This is a genomic window from Acrocarpospora phusangensis (assembly GCF_016862995.1).
In the GTDB taxonomy this organism is placed as follows: Bacteria; Actinomycetota; Actinomycetes; order Streptosporangiales; family Streptosporangiaceae; genus Acrocarpospora; species Acrocarpospora phusangensis.
In genome coordinates this window covers 1-17,320 of record NZ_BOOA01000124.1, presented here as the reverse complement: position 1 = coordinate 17,320, position 17,320 = coordinate 1, and the positions used below count along the sequence as shown (strand labels likewise).

The 17,320-nt window shown below is 71.6% G+C and carries 14 protein-coding genes; 9 read left to right on the top strand and 5 right to left on the bottom strand.

From position 1 onward, the window contains the following. The 8 genes from Aph01nite_RS38510 to Aph01nite_RS38475 form a co-directional block, all read left to right on the top strand. On the top strand, positions 1-501 hold a 501-nt coding region (locus tag Aph01nite_RS38510; RefSeq protein WP_204046024.1), incomplete at its 5' end, for a glycoside hydrolase family 15 protein. Continuing rightward, positions 498-2,699 carry a glycoside hydrolase family 31 protein gene (locus Aph01nite_RS38505; protein WP_204046023.1) on the top strand — a complete coding sequence of 734 codons (2,202 nt, stop codon included), beginning with the start codon at positions 498-500 and terminating at the stop codon, positions 2,697-2,699. The genes Aph01nite_RS38510 and Aph01nite_RS38505, both read left to right, overlap by 4 nt. Positions 2,700-2,831: 132 nt before the next feature. Next, positions 2,832-5,066 carry a sensor histidine kinase gene (locus Aph01nite_RS38500; RefSeq protein ID WP_204046022.1) on the top strand — a complete coding sequence of 745 codons (2,235 nt, stop codon included), beginning with the start codon at positions 2,832-2,834 and terminating at the stop codon, positions 5,064-5,066. After that, the gene (locus Aph01nite_RS38495; protein ID WP_204046021.1) at positions 5,059-5,472 is read left to right on the top strand and encodes a roadblock/LC7 domain-containing protein; all 414 of its coding nucleotides are present in this window, start codon (positions 5,059-5,061) and stop codon (positions 5,470-5,472) included. Before Aph01nite_RS38500 ends, Aph01nite_RS38495 begins: the two co-directional genes overlap by 8 nt. Next, positions 5,462-5,815: a DUF742 domain-containing protein gene (locus tag Aph01nite_RS38490; RefSeq protein ID WP_204046020.1), complete on the top strand. Its 354-nt coding sequence runs from the start codon at positions 5,462-5,464 to the stop codon at positions 5,813-5,815. The genes Aph01nite_RS38495 and Aph01nite_RS38490 overlap by 11 nt, the downstream gene beginning before the upstream one ends. Further along, on the top strand, positions 5,796-6,359 hold the full coding sequence (locus tag Aph01nite_RS38485) for a GTP-binding protein (protein ID WP_204046019.1): 564 nt from the start codon (positions 5,796-5,798) through the stop codon (positions 6,357-6,359). The genes Aph01nite_RS38490 and Aph01nite_RS38485 overlap by 20 nt, the downstream gene beginning before the upstream one ends. A gap of 118 nt (positions 6,360-6,477) precedes the next feature. Further along, complete coding sequence (locus Aph01nite_RS38480; RefSeq protein WP_204046018.1) at positions 6,478-6,780, top strand: hypothetical protein; 303 nt, start codon at positions 6,478-6,480, stop codon at positions 6,778-6,780. Further along, positions 6,777-8,726, top strand: a complete 1,950-nt coding sequence (locus Aph01nite_RS38475; protein WP_204046017.1) for a hypothetical protein — start codon at positions 6,777-6,779, stop codon at positions 8,724-8,726. Before Aph01nite_RS38480 ends, Aph01nite_RS38475 begins: the two co-directional genes overlap by 4 nt. Before the next feature lie 20 nt (positions 8,727-8,746). On the opposite strand, the gene Aph01nite_RS38470 is transcribed toward Aph01nite_RS38475, so the two are convergent. The 4 genes from Aph01nite_RS38470 to Aph01nite_RS38455 form a co-directional block, all read right to left on the bottom strand. After that, on the bottom strand, positions 8,747-9,211 hold the full coding sequence (locus tag Aph01nite_RS38470) for a hypothetical protein (RefSeq protein WP_204046016.1): 465 nt from the start codon (positions 9,209-9,211) through the stop codon (positions 8,747-8,749). Between the two features lie 125 nt (positions 9,212-9,336). Further along, entirely contained in the window at positions 9,337-11,217 is a 1,881-nt protein-coding gene (locus Aph01nite_RS38465; RefSeq protein ID WP_204046015.1) for a WD40 repeat domain-containing protein, read from the bottom strand. A gap of 140 nt (positions 11,218-11,357) precedes the next feature. Beyond that, a complete protein-coding gene (locus Aph01nite_RS38460; RefSeq protein ID WP_204046014.1) occupies positions 11,358-11,987 on the bottom strand; it encodes a response regulator transcription factor in 630 nt (209 codons plus the stop codon). Then, complete coding sequence (locus tag Aph01nite_RS38455) at positions 11,984-13,966, bottom strand: sensor histidine kinase (protein WP_204046013.1); 1,983 nt, start codon at positions 13,964-13,966, stop codon at positions 11,984-11,986. The genes Aph01nite_RS38460 and Aph01nite_RS38455 overlap by 4 nt, the downstream gene beginning before the upstream one ends. Positions 13,967-14,099: 133 nt before the next feature. Between Aph01nite_RS38455 and Aph01nite_RS38450 the strand changes: the two genes are divergently transcribed. Then, on the top strand, positions 14,100-14,693 hold the full coding sequence (locus tag Aph01nite_RS38450) for a hypothetical protein (protein ID WP_204046012.1): 594 nt from the start codon (positions 14,100-14,102) through the stop codon (positions 14,691-14,693). Here the strand turns inward: Aph01nite_RS38450 and Aph01nite_RS38445 are convergent. Next, the coding region (locus tag Aph01nite_RS38445; RefSeq protein ID WP_204046011.1) for a discoidin domain-containing protein at positions 14,690-17,320 on the bottom strand (2,631 nt) is incomplete at its 5' end. The genes Aph01nite_RS38450 and Aph01nite_RS38445 overlap by 4 nt on opposite strands.

Genomic DNA, 17,320 nt, shown 5'->3' with positions numbered 1-17,320 from the left:
GGGCCGGTGGGCGTGGCCGGGGAGGCCACGGAGAACGGAGGGTGGGTGGGTGGGAGGAGCCACCTGACCAAGTGGCTTGGGTCGGGGGAGGTGGATGGGAGTTTGTTGGCTTGTGTGGAGCCGTTTGGGGTGTTTGCAGTGGATCATCCGGTGGCCGTGGGGACGGTTGCCGCGGTGGAGGAGGCGTTGGGGGACGGGTACGGGGTTTATCGGTATTTGGGGGACACGTTTTATGGAGGTGGGCGGTGGGTGCTGCTGGCGGGGTTTCTGGGGCTGAATCATGTCGCGGCGGGGCGGCCTGAGAAGGGGATGGCGTATCTGAGGTGGATGGCCGCGCAGGCCAACGCCGAAGGGGAGTTGCCTGAGCAGGTTTCCGATCGGCTGCTGGCACCCCATCGAGAGCAGGAGTGGATCGAACGCTGGGGGCCCGTGGCGAGCCCGCTGCTCTGGTCCCACGGCATGTATCTGATGCTCGCCGACGAACTTGGAGTGATCACGTGATCCGGCACCGCCCGATGGGCTCAGGCCACCCGTACGCCGAGACCGAAGACCAGCGGGCGCCCGCGCGGCCGCTCGACGGGGAGAGCGTGGAGTTGCGGGTGCGCGCGTCCGCCAACGTGCGTTCGATTGTCTGCGAGTGGGTGGCCGACGGCGTACGAACGGAACTGCTGTTGACGAAGGCGGACGCCGTACAGGGGGAGGGCGGTGCGGGGGACGGCGGGCATCTCGCGTCGGCGCAGGCCAAGGCGACGAGGGCGGCCGCCGCGGGAGCGTGGTCGGTGCGTTCGCCCGTGCTGCGGGCCGGTTCCAGGTACGCCTACCGATTCAAGGCCGGCACCGAGGGCGCGAGCCGTACCTCACGATGGTTCGGCGTCACGGCGGCGCGGTGGGATGAGGACGGCGGAAGCCTGCACGTGAGCGGGCCCGACCGGGTGGTCCCCGGCAGTGTGCGGTGGCTGAGCGACGGAGACGGCCCGCTCCGGGTCCGGTTCGATCTGAGGCTGCATCCCGGCGAACACGTCGTCGGATTCGGTGAACGCTTCGACGCCGTCGACCAGCGCGGCAGGACCCTGGACTCGGTCGTCTTCGAGCAGTACAAGAACCAGGGCGCCCACGGCCGCACCTACCTGCCCATGCCGTTCTTCTACCTGATCGGCCCCGACGGCAGCCAGGCCTGGCACGTGCGCACCTCGGCCCGCGTCTGGTTCGACGCCGGAGCGACCGACCCTGCGATCCTCCGCATCGAAGCGGAAACCGACGGCGACCTGACCCTGAACGGCTATGAGGGCACCCCCGCCGACATCCTCGCCCAGTTCCTCAAGGACGCCGGCTCCCCCGAAGAGCTTCCCTCCTGGGTCTTCCGCCTCTGGGCCAGCGCCAACGAATGGAACACCCAGGAACGCGTCCTGGCCGAGATGAACCGCCACCGCGACCTGGACATCCCCGTCGGCGTCCTGGTGATCGAGGCCTGGAGCGACGAATCCACCTTCACCGCCTTCCGCGGCGCCGAGTACACCCCCGCCGAACACCCCCACGCCCTCTCCGACTACACCTTCCCTCCCGGCTCCCCCTGGCCCGACCCCAAAGCCATGATCGACGACCTCCACGCGCGCGACATCAAGGTCCTGCTCTGGCAGATCCCGCTCCAGAAGATGCGCCCCCACCCCACCGGCCAAGCCGCCGTCGACGCCCGCCAGCTCGTCGACAACGGGTACGGCGTGCGTGAGGCGGACGGACGCCCGTACCGGAACCGCGGGTGGTGGTTCCCGCTGGCGTTGATGCCCGACCTCAGCTCCCAGGAGGTCCGCGACTGGTGGACGGCCAAACGCCGCTACCTGGTGGACGAACTGGACATCGACGGCTTCAAGACCGACGGCGGCGAGCACGCCTGGGGCCACGACCTCCGCTACGCCGACGGCCGCCGCGGACGCGACGGCAACGGCCTCGTCCCCGTCCACTACGCCCGCGCCTTCGGCGACCTGCTCCGCTCCTGCGGCAAACCCCCGGTGACGTTCAGCCGCGCCGGCTTCACCGGCTCCCAGGCGCACGGCGTGTTCTGGGCGGGCGACGAGGCGTCCACCTGGACCGCCTTCCGCTCCTCGATCACGGCCGGCATCACCGCCTCGGCCTGCGGCATCGTCTACTGGGGCTGGGACCTGGCGGGCTTCTCCGGCCCCATCCCGGACGCGGAGCTCTACCTGCGCGCCGCCGGCGCCGCCTGCTTCATGCCGATCATGCAGTACCACTCGGAGTTCAACCACCACCGCGAACCCAAGGGCGACCGCACCCCGTGGAACATCGCCGAACGCACCGGCGACCCCCGCGTGCTGCCGGTGTTCCGGGCGTTCGCCCGGGTGCGCGAGCGGCTGGTGCCGTACCTGGCGGAGTCGGCACGGCAGGCGGTGCACGGCGGCGCGCCGCTCATGCGCGGCCTGTTCTTCGACCACGCGGACGACCCGGAGATCTGGCGGTTCCCGCTCCAGTACCAGCTGGGGGACGCGCTGCTGGTGATCCCCGTGACCGAGCCGGGCGTCGAGCAGGTGAGCGGCTACCTGCCGGCGGGCGACTGGGTGCACGTGTGGACCGGCACGACGCACCCCGGTGGCCGGGAGGTCACGCTGCCCGCGCCGCTCGACCAGCCCCCCGTGCTGTGCCGCGCCGACCGCTGGCCAGCCCTCGCTCCGGTCTTTGGTGCCTGAGTTGCCACTGTGACCGGAGCGAACTAAATTGCTCGATTATGGCGGCGCATAATCAGCGCTGCCGTGCGCTTCGGGGGCGCTGCAAGACGGCGCCGGCAGACCCCCAGTCTGCTCCCGAGCGAGACGAGAGCCATGGATTTCAGAAGTCACACCCTCCGGTCCAAGGCTTTCTCCCTGCTGGTGGTCCCGCTGCTGTCCCTGACGGCGATCTGGGCCTACACGGCGGTGTCCGCCATCGGCGAGGCGGCCACGCTGCGCGGGATCGCGGCACGCTACAGCTCCTACCTTGGCCCCGTGGAGGACCTCAACAGCGGCCTGCGTGAAGAACGCAGACTCAGCGTTGTCGCGCTCCAGAACAACAACGACGAGACGCACGCCCGGCTGACCAGGCAGCGCGCCGAGACCGACCAGGCCCTGGCGGCGTTCCGCGAGGCCACCTCCGAACAGGACCAGCGCACGCTGCCCGACCAGACCGCCGACCTGGTCACCCAGCTGGACAGCCTGACGGCGGCCCGGCGTTCCGTGGACACCCGCACCATCACCGGCCTGACCGCGATGCAGGTCTACAACGACCTGGTGGACGAGATCTACAGCTTCCTGGCGAGCCTGGCCCGCAACGAGGGCATGTCGCTCGACCAGTACTCGCAGATCCGCTCGCTCGGCTCGCTGGAGCTGGCGGTGGACCTGCTGGCCCGGGAGCAGATCCTGATCGGCGACGCGATCGCCAAGAAGGACCTCGCGATCCCCACCCACGCGGCCTTCACCGAGCTGGTCAGCAGCCGTACGTTCCTGCTGTCCAACGGGCACAGCGACCTCAGCCCCGGCCTGCGCACCGAACTCGACCGGATCTTCGCGATGCCGGTGTACATCTCGGTGATCGCCGGTGAGGACCGCATCACGGCGTTCGTGCCGACGCCGGGCGAACTGCCGTACGAGCTGGAGCAGTGGCTCAAGGACGGCAACCAGGTGCGCGCGGCCATCCAGCGGGTCGCCGACGACGGGATGGAGCGGGCCCTGGAGGACGCCGAGGACCGCATCACCGCGGTGGTCACCAGGACCGCGCTGATCAGCGGGCTCGGCCTGGTCGCGGTCGTGCTCTCCGTCCTGGTCTCGGTCCGGTTCGGCCGCCGCCTGGTCCTCGAACTGAGCGACCTGCAGGAGTCCGCCACCACCGTCGCCAGGACCCGCCTGCCCGATCTGGTACGGCGCCTGCGCGGCGGCGAGAGCGTGGACGCCGCCGAGGAGACCCCCACCCTGGCGGAAGGCAGGACGGCCGAGATCAGGCAGGTGTCCCAGGCGTTCAACTCGGTGCTCAGCGAAGCCGTGCGGGCCTCGGTCGGCCAGGCGGAGCTGCGCCGCAGCGTCGGCCAGGTCTTCCTCAACCTGGCCAGGCGCAGCCAGTCGCTCCTGCACCGCCAGCTCAGCCTGCTGGAGGTGATGGAGCACCGCGAGGAGAACCCGGAGACGCTGGAGGACCTGTTCCGGCTCGACCACCTCTCCACCCGCATGCGCCGCCACGCCGAGAACCTGATCATCCTCTCCGGCGCCGCGCCCAGCCGCCGCTGGCGGGAACCGGTGCCCATCTTCGACCTGGTACGCGGCTCGGTCACCGAGGTCGAGGACTACACCCGGATCACCGTGCACGAGATGCGGCACGCGCCCACCGTGCTCGGCGCCGCCGTCACCGACCTCATGCACCTGGTGGCCGAGCTGATCGAGAACGCAACCGTGTTCTCGCCGCCGGGGACCCGCGTGTTCGTGCGCGGCGAGGTCGCCGCCAACGGGTACGCGATCGAGATCGAGGACCGCGGCCTCGGCCTGGAGCCGGCGAAGCTGGAGGCGCTCAACCGGCGGCTGGCCGAGCCGCCCGAGTTCGACCTGGCCGACAGCGAACGGCTCGGCCTGTTCGTGGTGGCCCGGCTGGCGGCCCGGCACGGCGTCAAGGTGATCCTGCGCCCGTCCCCGTACGAGGGGGTGACGGCGATCGTGATGATCCCGCCGAGCATGCTGGCCGCCGCCGACGACCGCCCCGCCACGAACCGCATGCCCGTCCGCCCGGTACGGCACCAGCCGCCACCGCCCCCGGTCCGGACCCCGCCGCCGCCCCCGCCACCGCCTCCCGTCGCGATCGACGACGACCTGGCGGGGCTGGAAGGCCTGCCGCAGCGGGTGCCGCAGACCCACCTGGCCGCCCAGCTGCGGACCCCGGAGCCGCAGCGGCCGGCCGGCGACACAGACATCGACGTCTCCATGGCACAGCGGCGGGCCGGCCTGATGGCCTCCATGCAGCGCGGCTGGGAGCGCGGGCGCAGGGAAACCGGTCAGGCCGACCTGTTCGGCGGACGAAAGGACAGGACGCATGACTGACATCACGAAGGAACTGGACTGGCTGCTGGACGACCTGATCCGGCGCACCCCCGGCGTACGGCACGCGATCGTGCTGTCCGCCGACGGGCTGGCCATGGGCGGTTCCCAGGGCCTGGACCGCGAGGAGACCGAGCACCTGGCGGCGATCGCGGCCGGCAGCCACAGCCTCGCCCAAGGCGCCGGGCGGCGGTTCGGCGTCGGCAACGTCCGACAGACGATCATCGAGCTGGACGCGGCCTTCCTGTTCGTCACGGCCGCCGGGGACGGCGCCAGGCTGGCCGTCATGACGACCGCGGACGCCGACCTCGGCGTCGTCACCTACGAACTGACCATGCTGGTCAAAAGGGTCGGGGAGCATCTGAGCACGCGACCACGGGCCGCGAGCGGGCAGGTTCATGGGCGCTGAGGAGGACCCGGGGCCGCTGGTCCGCATGTACGCGGTGACCGGCGGCCGGGCCCGTCCCGCCGGGGAGGCGTTCGACGTCGTCGCGGTGGTGACGACGCTCGGCATGCCGTACGACCCGGTGGGGTGGACGCCGGAGCATCTCACGGTGCTGCGGATGTGCGTACGGCCGGCCACCGTGGCCGACATCGGCGTGCAGCTGCGCCTGCCGCTCAACATCACCCGCGTGCTGCTGAGCGACCTGCGGCGGGAGGGCCTGGTGACGATCGACCGTCCGGCCGCCTCCCCCGCCGCCATGAACGAGCGGATCTATCAGGAAGTGCTCAATGGACTACGCGCGCTCTGAGACCCTGGCGATCAAGATCCTGGTCGCGGGCGGCTTCGGCGTGGGCAAGACCACGCTGGTCTCCTCGGTGAGCGAGATCCAGCCGCTGCACACCGAGGAACTGCTCAGCGACCGCGGCGCCGCCGTGGACGACACGAGCGGGGTGGAGATGAAGATGACCACCACCGTCGCGCTCGACTTCGGCCGCATCACCCTCCGCGAGGGCCTGTGGATCTACCTGTTCGGCACGCCGGGGCAGGACCGGTTCTGGTTCATGTGGGATGAGCTGTCCATCGGCGCGCTGGGCGCGATCGTGATCGCCGACACCCGGCGGCTCGGCGACGCGTTCCCGGCCGTGGACTACTTCGAGCAGCGCCGCATCCCGTTCGTGGTGACGGTGAACTGCTTCGACGGCGCCCGCGTCCACTCCGTGGAGGCGGTCCGCCGGGCGCTCGCCCTGTCCCCGCACGTGCCCGTGCTCCTCTCCGACGTACGCGTCCGCGAGTCGGTGAAGGAGTCTCTGGTCACCCTCGTACGGCACGCCCGCGAGCACGCGCCCGTGTAAACCCCGGACCGCTCTTGACGGAAGTGCCTATAACCAAACGGTCTTTCGGTGCTGGGGTGGATTATGGGACCTTCGGCTTGGATCGGTTTGTATCCCCGTACGGGAGCGAGGGGCCCGGATGGCTGAGACGGCGAATCCGATGCACACGGCGCTGCTGGACCTGCGGCGCCGGCTTCGCGCCGAGCTGCACGTGGTCGAGCAGGCGCTGGCCAAGGCCGACCAGGACATGGGCGGCGGCCTGGTCTGGCTCGGTCCCGAGGCGCGGCGGTGGCGCGACGACCTCGGCCAGCGGCGCACCCAGATCCGGCGGGCCGCCGACCGCCTGTCTATCGCGATCGAGGACGCGCTCGCCGGGCAGCCGAGCACGGTCGCGGAGTCGATGGCGGACATGTACCGGCGGCAGATGAGCGGGCGCCTGTGACACCGCCCTACAGCGCCCAGTTCCGCGGCGTCGACCCGGACCGCCTCCTCACAATGATCAACTCCATGAACGCGGACGCGGACGCGCTCCAGGCGTTCGTCCGGCGGTTCCAGGGCGAGTTCGCGCGGCTCGGGGTCGACACGTCGGTGCTGACCGAGCTGGACCGGATCGGCGCGTGGACGCGCGACCAGCTCCCGGTGATGCGCCGCCGCCACGAACTGGCCATGGCCACCAACCGGCTGGGCGGAGTCGGGTTCGTGCAGATTCCCGAGGTCACGATGTCGCTGGCCGAGGCGTACGCGCGGGGGGAGGGTCTGGCCGCGATGATGGGCCCCGGCATCCTGTCCAACCGGGACTTCGCGGCGAAGTTCAAAGGCGAGCTGGTCCACCAGCACATCGGCCGGCTGAAGGACCTGGCCGGCGACGCGGACGCCTCGGCCGCCTTCGTGGCGGCGCTGCCGCCCCAGGTGCGCAACGCGCTGCCCAACCTGCTGCTGGAGACCGGCAGTACGACGGCGCGCGAGGACCTGGCGGCGTTCACGGCGGTGTTCGGAGCGGCGTTACGCGCCACGAAACCGCCTCCCGGAATGGCCGAGTACCGGCGCGAACTGGCCACTCCGGCGCTCCCGGCGGTGGCCTGGCAGCGGCTGGCGTTGCTGAAGGGGTCGGGGGCGCCCTCCGACGTGCTGGCGCGGACCGCGCGGGTGGTGCTGGACGACCTGGCGGCCAATCCGGCGCGGGACTGGCGAGGCGCGGGCCTGGCGGAATCCCGCGCCTATGGTCTGCCGGCCGACTCCGTCGCGCTGGCGTTGGAGACGATCGCCGACGACCCGGTGGCGGTCCGGTCGGTGTTCGCCGAGATGGGCCGCCCGGAGGCGGAGCTGACCCGACCGGAACGAATGACCCTGCTGTTCACGTACGCCCGGCGGGCCGAGGACGACACGGCGGACGCGCTCGGCCGGGCCCTGGCGACCGGATCAGGCGTCTCCCACGAGCGACCGGACGCACACAGCGCCGACGCGACGGCCTTCGCCTTCGACACGATCACCACCGCCGCCTCCTTCGGCCAGGACATGCCACACACCACCCAGGACTCCATGGCCGCGATAGGCGCCTCGTACCGGAACGAGATGATCGCCGGCGCGGTCATCAGCGATGGCGAGTTCCGCGACTCCGGCCTGACCATGCCTCCCGACTTCTCCGCGATTCCGGGACTGACGCCGGGCTTCTATCTGAGCCCGAAGGACACCTACGGCTTCCTGAAGACCTTCGTCGGCGACGAGGAGAACACCGACGCCTTCGACAAGGCCATGGGCGAGCTACACCATGACCTGCTGGTGCAAGCCGCCCGTCTCGACGGTGAGGCGGCGCAGGGCAGCCCGCCCAGGGACCCCGGATACTTCAAGGTGACGGCCAACGCGATCGGCGACCTGGTGGGCTCGGAGTACGCGGCCGCGCTGAAGGTTCGCGGCGACATGGACGCCTTCGATGAGAAGATGCGCGGCCTCATGGCTGATGCCGCGTCAATCGCCCTGGACTCGGTCGCCGGGTCCGGGTTCGTCTGGCAGTCAACGACTTTCGCTACAGGCAAGCTGCTGGATTCCTGGAAGGACGGAGACCCGGAGGAGACCCGGGAGGGCCTGCTCGTCAGTGAGCGCGAGCAATGGATTCGCGTGCAACGCTACGAGATCGCCACCAGGTTGTGGGAGGGCGGGTATCCGGCCGATCCGCCGTGGCCGGCCACCCTGATGAAGGACGGCAAGCCGCTTCCCCTGGACGCCCTGCTCAAGGACGGCAAGAAATTCGAGGTGTTCTCGGCGTGGTCGGATTCCACCGACAGGGAGGGTGAGGGCGCGACCTTTGACAAGAAGGTCGCCGAGGGCATCCGCGGGGTGATCAGCCCGGAGTCCGCGACGGTGGCGAAGGGGTACGAGAAGGAGTCATGACCTCGGGCTCGTCCGGCTGACTACGCGCACCTGGTCTCGCCGTCGATCTGGGCGGCGATCCTCTTGTCCGAGGGCAGCGTCACGGTGAAGGAGAACCGCAGTCCGGTTTCCTCCTTGATCCAGACGACGGTACGCGAACTGACGTCGTCCGCCTGGCCGGGGCCCGTGGTGTCTCTCTCGTAGCCCCGTTCGGCGAAACTGAATCCGATCTGCCTGGTCGCTCCGTCGAGCTTGCTGTCCGGATCGGCGTCGAGAGTCGGCAGCTGGCCGGTGGCGGTGAAGACACGCTTGAAGGTGCCGTCACCGCAGGACACGTCGCTGGTGGCCGCGTTCGTGACCCGCTCGTCCACCCAGTCGTCCCACGCCATGACGGCGTTGCCGTCCGCAGCCAGTTGGGCGCCGGCCTCCTGCAGGGACGGGCCGGACGTGCACCCAGCCGCCATCACCACCAGCAGGCCGATCAGGCCACTCCACGCGACACGCAACCCGTACCTCCACGACGCCATGGCCGCCCGAAGGCGTGAACACGAGGCCAGGCATTATCGCCACGAACGCGAATGACCAGTCAAGCAGTTCCGCCGCCCCGGCATGGGCGAGAACTATCCGAGGGCTAACCGCCGAGGTCCCACATCTGGATCCGCTCGTCCCGTCCGGCCCTGATCAGGAGGGTCCGCCCGTTCAGCTCGGTCAGTTCGACGACCCCGTACCGCCGCCCGACGTTGATCGGTTCCCCGATCGGCGCGCCGTCGATCAGGTTCCAGACCCGGATCGTGCCGTCCTCGCTCGCGGTGACCGCGATCGGCCGGTCGCCGATGACGCCGGTCCTGATGTGGACGATCGTCCCGCCGTGCCCGGTGAGCTGCCGGAGCTCCCGGCCGGTGCGCAGGTCCCAGACCCGTACGACGGGCCCGGCCCCGCTGAGGACGAGCGTGGTGCAGTTCGCCTGGGCGACGGCGGGCCGGGCCTCCTTGTGGCCGGGTGAGCGCACGTCGAGGATGGTGCCGATGCGGCGGCCGGAGTTGAGGTCCCAGATTCTGATCCGGTTCCTGACGTCGATGACGACGTCGCGCCCGTCCAGCTGGGTGAGGACGGCGCGGATGACCGGCTGCTCGCCGGTGATGGGGATGCGCGAGCCGAGGGCGGCCCGGGTGGCCAGGTCGCGGAGGCGTACTCCGCCGGATTCTTCGCCGAGGTGGGCTGGCCGGCCGTGGAACATGGAGAACCAGCCCTGTTCGGCTCCGCTGGGGAGGGGGTCGAGGCGGCCTGAGGAGTCGAGCTGCCAGAGGCGCAGCTCGCCGTCCCACGTGGTGATCAACGGCTTCGCGCCCGGGATGTCGGCGAAACGCGGATATCTCATGACCGCCGGGTTGGAGCCGCGCAGGACCTGGAGGCGTCGCAGGGTGCTCAGGTCCCACACCATGACGGTGCTGTCGGCGCTGCCGGAGACGAGGACTCTGCGGCCGTCGAGTTCGGCGACGGTGAAGGACTCGACCACGTCGGTGTGGCCGTTGGGGGTGGTGGCGGCCAGCTGGGTCGCGGTGGTGAGGTCCCACAGGCGAAGGGTGTTGTCGCCGCCTCCGGTGAGCGCGACCGGGCGGCCGTCCAGTTCCCCGACGGCCAGGCTCACACGGTCGTAGACGATCCGGGTGTATCCCCCGGCATCCTCGGGCGGCGGCGGGTTGCCGGGCAGCCGGGAGATCTCCCGCCGCGTGGCCGGGTCCCACAGGGAGACCGTGCCGACGGGCGGGTAGGAGGTGCCGAGGTCGTAGCGGTTGCCGCGGTTGACGGTGAGCAGCACGGTCCTGCCGCCGACCGTCGCCGCGCGCACGGTGGAGAAGTCGCCCTCGATGAGGCCGGCCTCCCGCCCGGAGGCCAGGTCCCAGAGGGTGACGGCGTCGGGGCCGGGGTCGTTCTCGTCTCCGCCGTTGTCGTTCACGGCCGCGGTGAGCCGCCCGCCGAGGGAGAAGAGGGCCACGGCGTTGACGCTGTTGTCCTCGCCGAGGTACATGACCGGTCCGACCTGGCGGCCGGTGGCGATGTCGACGACGCGCATCTCATCGTCCGCGGTGACCCGCAGGGCCCGCCCGTTCAACCGGTGGTTCACCTCGAACGGGACGTGCGGCCTGAACTGCCCGGGCGGCATGTCTATGGTGAGCCCCGCGCCGGGGACGAGGACGCGGGAACGCACGGGCGCGCCCCGCGGCGTGAGCGCGGGCAGCGCCCACACCCGCATCGTGCCCTCCTGCCCCGTGCTGACCGCGACCGGCCGCCCGCCGAGCCGTCCGAAGGCCACCCCGGTGATGTTGGTGTGCTCGTCGCCGCCGAAGATCCGCGCCGGCCCGAACGCGGCGGGCACGCCCGTGCGGGGCCGCTCCTCGCAGAGCCTCTCCGCGTACGGCCACCGCGGCCCGACCCCCGCCGACGCCGCGGACGAGGCCCGCGGGACTACCCCCGCCACCAGCAGAACCGCGACGAGCAGCAATCTCCTCATACCAGTGAGATCACGCAACACCGCGCTCGGTTCGCGCCGTGACCTCATCGTGACTTACCCAGAGCCAAACGTCCCTCGCCCTGACGACGCCAGCCGCACGATCCGCCACTCCGAGACTCCGCGAAGAGATCATGACTTGCTCAGAGCCCCGCGTCCCTCGCCCTGGCGACGGCCGCCGCCCGGTCCGCCACCCCAAGCTTGGCGAAGATGTTGGACACGTGGTTGCGGATCGTCTTCTCGCTCAGGAACAGCCGGCCCGCGATGGCGTGGTTGGTCAGCCCTGTCGCGATCAGGCCGAGCACCTCCGCCTCCCGATCGGTCAGCTCGGGAAACGGCCGTACGCCGACGGACGGGCTGGCCAGCGCCGCCAGGATGCGCGCTCCCGCGCCGGGCCCGAACACGACCTGCCCGGCCGCGACGGCCGCCACCGACCTGGCGATCTCGTCGGGGGTGGCCTCCTTGAGCAGGTAGCCGCGCGCGCCCGCGCGTACCACCTCCAGGATGGTGGCGTCGTCGGACAGCATGGTCAGCGCCAGCACCGCGACCCCGGGGTCGTCGCGCAGGATCGCCCGGGTGGCCTCCACCCCGCTGATGCCCGGCAGCTGCAGGTCCATCAGCACCACGTCAGGACCGGTGGCGGCGACCAGCTCGATCGCCTCCTCGCCGGTGGCGGCGTGCCCGGCCACCTCGATCCCGTCCAGGTCGCCGAGGAGCGCGATCAGCCCCTCCGCGAACATCGGGTGGTCTTCGACGACGACGACCTTGGTCATCCCGCCTCCCGCAGCGGCAGCGTGACCAGCACGCGGGTGCCCCCGGTGCCGGGAGTGGCGAGGTCGAAGGAGCCGCCCAGCTCGACCGCGCGGCGGCGCATCGACCCCAGGCCGACCCCGCGTCTGACCTGGTCGGGGATGCCGATACCGTCGTCGTCCACGCGCAGCTCCAGGTCGCGGGCGGCGCGCAGCCGGATCTGGCAGTGCGAGGCGGCGGCGTGCCTGGCCGCGTTGGTGAGCGCCTCGGCCGCGATCCGGTAGGCGGCCAGTTCCACCGTGGCGGGCATGGGGGGCAGGTCGGCGGCGGCGTCCACCTCGACGACGAGGCTGCCGGCGAAGCCGCGCCCGAGTTCGGCCAGCGCCCCCGCCAGGCCGAGGTCCTCCAGCGGCGGCGGGCGCAGGTCGTTGACGATCGCCCGGACGTCCACGACCGTGGACCTGATCCGCGCGGCCAGCGCCTCCAGCAGCCGCTCCGCCTCCGGCTGCCCGTCCACCAGGCGGCGGCCCCGGTCGGCCTGGAAGGCGAGCGCGGCGAGGGTCGGGCCGACCCCGTCGTGCAGTTCGTGCAGGAGCCGGTTGCGCTCCTCCTCCCGCGCCGCCAGCAGCCGCTGGTGCGAGCGCTCCAGGTCGGCGCCGAGCCGGTGGGCCCGTACGGCCACCGCGATGTGCGGCGCCAGCTCGGCCAGCACCTCGCGGTCCCTGACCCGCAGCGGCTCCCCCACCACGAGGGTGCCCACCTGCTCCCCCCGGTGCAGCAGCGGGAAACGTTCGACCGGGCCTTCCGGTCCCGTGCTCCACTCGGCGACCACGACGCCGTCCTCCTCGACGGCCACCCGGCGGACCCGCAGCGTACGGCCCAGCGACTCGGCGACCTGGCCGAGCAGTTCGCCGGGCAGGCCGCCCCCGGAGAGCCGGTCGCCGAGGCGGCGCAGCGCGGCCACCGGGTCGTCCCGTTCGCCGAACACCAGCCGGTTGGCCCGCGCCCGGATCCGCCCGTACGCGGGCTGCGCCAGCGCCGCCACCACGGCCACCGCGACCAGCGGCATCTCCGGGAACAGCCGCCCGAGCAGCAGCACGCTCCCCGCGTACGCGGCGAGCAGGGTCAGGGAGAGGGCGCCCAGGGTCAGGGTGCGGACCAGCAGCAGATCGATGTCCCACAGCCGGTGGAACACCACCGCCACGGTCACGGCCACCGGCAGCGGGAGCGGCGCGAGCAGCAGCGGCAGCCCCGAGTTGCCCACCTGCGCGACGATCAGCAGGACCAGCGTGACCAGCCCGGCCGCGAGCACCCACTGGACCTGCCGCCGCACCTCGCCGGAGGAGCGCCGGTAGCGGTACACCAGGGAGGCGAGGGCCGCCGCGGCCGCGAGCGCGCCGCACACCAGGCCTGCGGTCTGGGCGGGCATGGCCAGGCCGTTCCAGGGCGGGACCAGGCCCTGGTATCCGGGCGGGTAGAGGCCCGCCACGTCCACGTCGGCCATGGGGAGCAGCGCCCAGCCGAGCGTGGCCAGCACAATGGCCGCCCAGGTCAGGACGGCCGCCGGGCGCCAGCGTCTGGACGGGAGCCGGCCGTCGGGGAACAGCAGCAGGAACAGGGTGGGCACCGCCAGGTAGGCGGGCGTCCAGCCCCAGTTGGAGATCCACATCAGCTGGTCGTCCAGCGGCAGGCCGCCGTCGACGCCGTTGATGCCGAGCAGGCCGTACGAGCCGAGGGCCAGGGAGACGCCCTGGACGGCGCCGACGGCGAGCATGATCCAGCCGACGCGCACCTCGGGGCGGCGCACCACCACGATGACGCCGGGGATGCCGAAGGCGAGGGCGCCGGACGCGCGGAAGGCGTCGAAGCGGGCCACGAACCCGGTGACGCCGAGTTCGCGCAGCCGCGGCTCGACGGCCAGCGATCCCGCGACCAGCAGGAGCAGCAGGCCCGCGAAGGCGGCCCCCGCCCAGACCGGCCAGGGGGATCTCGGTGTGCGCATGATTGGAAATCGTGTCACGCCTGCGTCCTGCCGTCATGAGGCGAAGTCCCGGCCGGTCCGGGACATGAAGTCCCGGTCGCGTCGGGACGGCCGGCTCATGCGGGCCGCCCGGCCCCCCGGCCACGGTAGTGCCATGAACATCATGAATCCGGAGCGGGCCGAGGCCGCGCCCGGCCCCGGCACGGCCGGGTTCTTCGTCGGCACCGCCGTGGTGAGCGCGCTCTGCTGGTTCGCGCTCGGCGCCGAGTCCGTCCTCAACCCGGGAGCGGCGGATTTCCGGGACGCGCTCGTGCTGGTGCCCTGGCTGCTGCTGGGGGCCACCATGGTCGGGGTGCACCTGGCGCAGCGGCACCGGAGCGGCCTGACCGGGCCGGCCGGGCTGGCGGGCGCGTTGTCGGGGACGCTGCTCGCGACGGCCGGGAACACCGGGCTGATCCTCGGCAGCGACACCCTGCTGGTGCTGGCGTTCCCGGTCGGGCCGCTGCTGTTCTCCGCCGGGATGCTGGCGCTGGGGATCGCCACGTACCGGGCGGGCGTGCTGCCCCGCCACGCCGGCGTCCTGATCGCCTCGTCCCAGCCGCTGATGGTGGGGCTGGGGCTGGCGCTCTCACCGTGGGTGCCGCTGCATCCGCACGGCGGCTACTCGGGCGGGCTCTGGCACGGGGTGACCATGACGGCCGTCGCGCTCGCGCTGGTCGGCGCGGCGCGACGGCCGTCCCGGGACTAGCTGTAGACGCCGAACTCCCAGAGCGAATACCCGTACGGGGTGCCGCGCTGGGTCATGTTGACGCGCACGTATCTGGCCGACACGTTCAGGTCGACGCCGTCGAAGCCGCCGTCACCCGTGGTGGTGGTGAAGACGTTGCTCCAGGTGGTGCCGTTCGTCGAGGTCTGGATCTGGTACGCCTTGCCGTACGCGGCCTCCCAGCCGAGTTGCACGTGCCGGATGGCGGTGGTCGCGCCCAGGTCGACCTGGATCCACTGCGGGTCGGCCCACTCGCTGGCCCAGCGGCTGGTGAAGCTGCCGTCGGTGGCCCGGTTCGGGGTGAACGGGCCGCCGTCGCCGGTCGCCTGGGAGGTCGAGGCGGTGGTCGGCTTGCCGATCGCCACGTTGACGCCGGGCACGACCGGCGGGACCACGCGGAACGACTTCTGCTCGATGCCGACGTTGCCGTGGCCGTCGTAGGCGTAGACGTACACCTTCCAGACGCCCATCTGCTGCGGCGCGGTCACCGAGAAGCGGCCGGGGCCGGTCTGGGTGAAGCGCACGTGGTCGAAGCCGCGGTTGCCGTTGATGTGCTTGTTGCTGAACATCAGGTTGTAGCGGATCAGGTCGCCGTTGGGGTCGCCGACGGCGGTCTCGACGGTGAACTGCTGCCCGGCCGGGACGGCCGTCTGCGGCGTCACCGTCATGGAGGTGATCTCCGGCGGGGTGTTGGCCGAGGCCTGGCCCGTGTACGCCTGCCGGAGCGCGTGGTAGCCGTGCCGCCGCCAGCCGCCGGTGAGCGTGTTGAGCCAGACGCCGCCGAAGTCGTTCTCCAGGCCGTAGTGGAACTCGGTGGCGCCGAGCGCGACCCCGGTGTGGCCGTGGATGGCGTTCCAGCTGGCCGTGTACTGGGCGCGTTTCTGCAGGTCGGTGGGCTCGGTCGGGACGCCGTTGACGTCGTTGGGAACCTCCCACTCCCCGTCGGGCCCGGCCTCGGTGACGATGTACGGCTTGGTGTGGCCGCCGTTGACCCAGTCGGTCCGCACGCTGCCGATCGCGCCGTACGAGTTCACTGCGAGCAGGTCCAGCGACGGTGAGTGCGCCTTGTAGTACGTCCAGGCGTGGGTGTACGCGTCGGTCGAGGTGACCGGGTGGTTCGGGTCGGCGGCGTGGATGGCGTCGGCGACCTCGTTGACGAACTTCGCGTACGCGACGCGGCGGGCCTCCACCACGTCGGCCGGGAGGCCGTGGTCCTGCATGGTGAGGATGACCTCGTTGCCGACGTCCCACATGAGCACGCCCTGCCGGTTCTTCAGGGCGTTGACCCGCGCCACGATCTCGTTCTTCACGCTCGTCTTGTACGCGGTGTCGTTGACGTAGTCGGCGCCCTGGTTGAGCCAGTGCCCGACGATCACCTTGAGGCCCTGCTGGGCGGCCCGGTCGAGCAGCGTCGGCGTGTGGGTGTCGTCCACGCCCCAGGTGCGGATGGTGTTGACGCCCATGGCCTTGAGGTCGCGCATGTACCCGTCGGCCGCCGCCTGCGGCGGCCCGTAGGTCAGTCCCTTCACCTCGTACGGTGCGCCGTTGACGGTCAGCCGCCAGTTGCCCTGCGTGCCGGTGACGCGGACGACGCTCGGCCCGGCGGGGGTGGCGGGGTCGGTCATCGGGGTGGGCGTCGGCCCGGTCTGCCTGGCGACCTGGACCCAGTCCACGTTGAGCGTGCCGCCCGAGGTGGTCGCCGCGGTGGGCGTGGTCGTGCCGGCCAGGGCGTTCGGCAGGGAGCCGCCGATGGCCAGGTCGAGGCGGAGGTAGAAGCCGTGGTGCACGGCGGCCTGCCAGGCGGCCACGCCGACCTGGCTCTCCCGTACCACCCAGGTCTGGCGGCCGTCGAGGTAGAAGCGGATCTCCTCGTCCTGCTTGGTCCTGTCGATGATCTGGGTGTACTCGTGGTAGCCGCTCTGGCAGCCCTCGCAGGAGGCGAAGCCGCTGGTACGGCCGTTGTACTCGTTGCAGACGCCGTCGGGGGCGGTGCCGCAGTGGAGGGTGTTGGCGAGCTGGTCACGGCCGTTGACGCCGGTCATGATGTCGGTCTCGCCGACGGACGGCCAGTTGGTGTAGTTGCCGCGGTAGGCGGCGCCGGTGGCGCGGAAGCCCGGCCAGTAGCCGAGCGGGTTGGCCACGTCGGGCTGCTTGAGGCGGGCGCTGAAGCGCAGCAGCTGGCCGGGCTGGGGGGCGAAGTCGGTGCGCTGGGTCTCGACGCGGCCGGAGGTCCAGGCGCCCGCGCCGTCCTTGAGCGCCTTGATGGTCAGCGCGCCGGCGCCGTCCAGGTAGACGTTGGCGGTGGAGGCGGACATCGTCTCGACCTCGCCGGTACCCCAGTTGGCGGCGCCGCCGGGGTACTGGGTGCCGGTGCGCAGGAGCCAGTTGGCGGCGCTTGGCGAGGTGTTCGCGGGGCCCGTGAAGTCGTCGCGCCAGATCTCGGTCCAGTTGCCGGGGTCGGGAGACGGGCTGGGAGACGGCGACGGGGACGGCGATGGGCTCGTGGTGGTGCCGGAGTGCACGGCGAACTCGTACAGGGAGTAGCCCCAGCCGGTGTTGCGGGCGGTGCCGTGCATGCGGATGTACCTGCCGGAACCGGTCACGTTGAG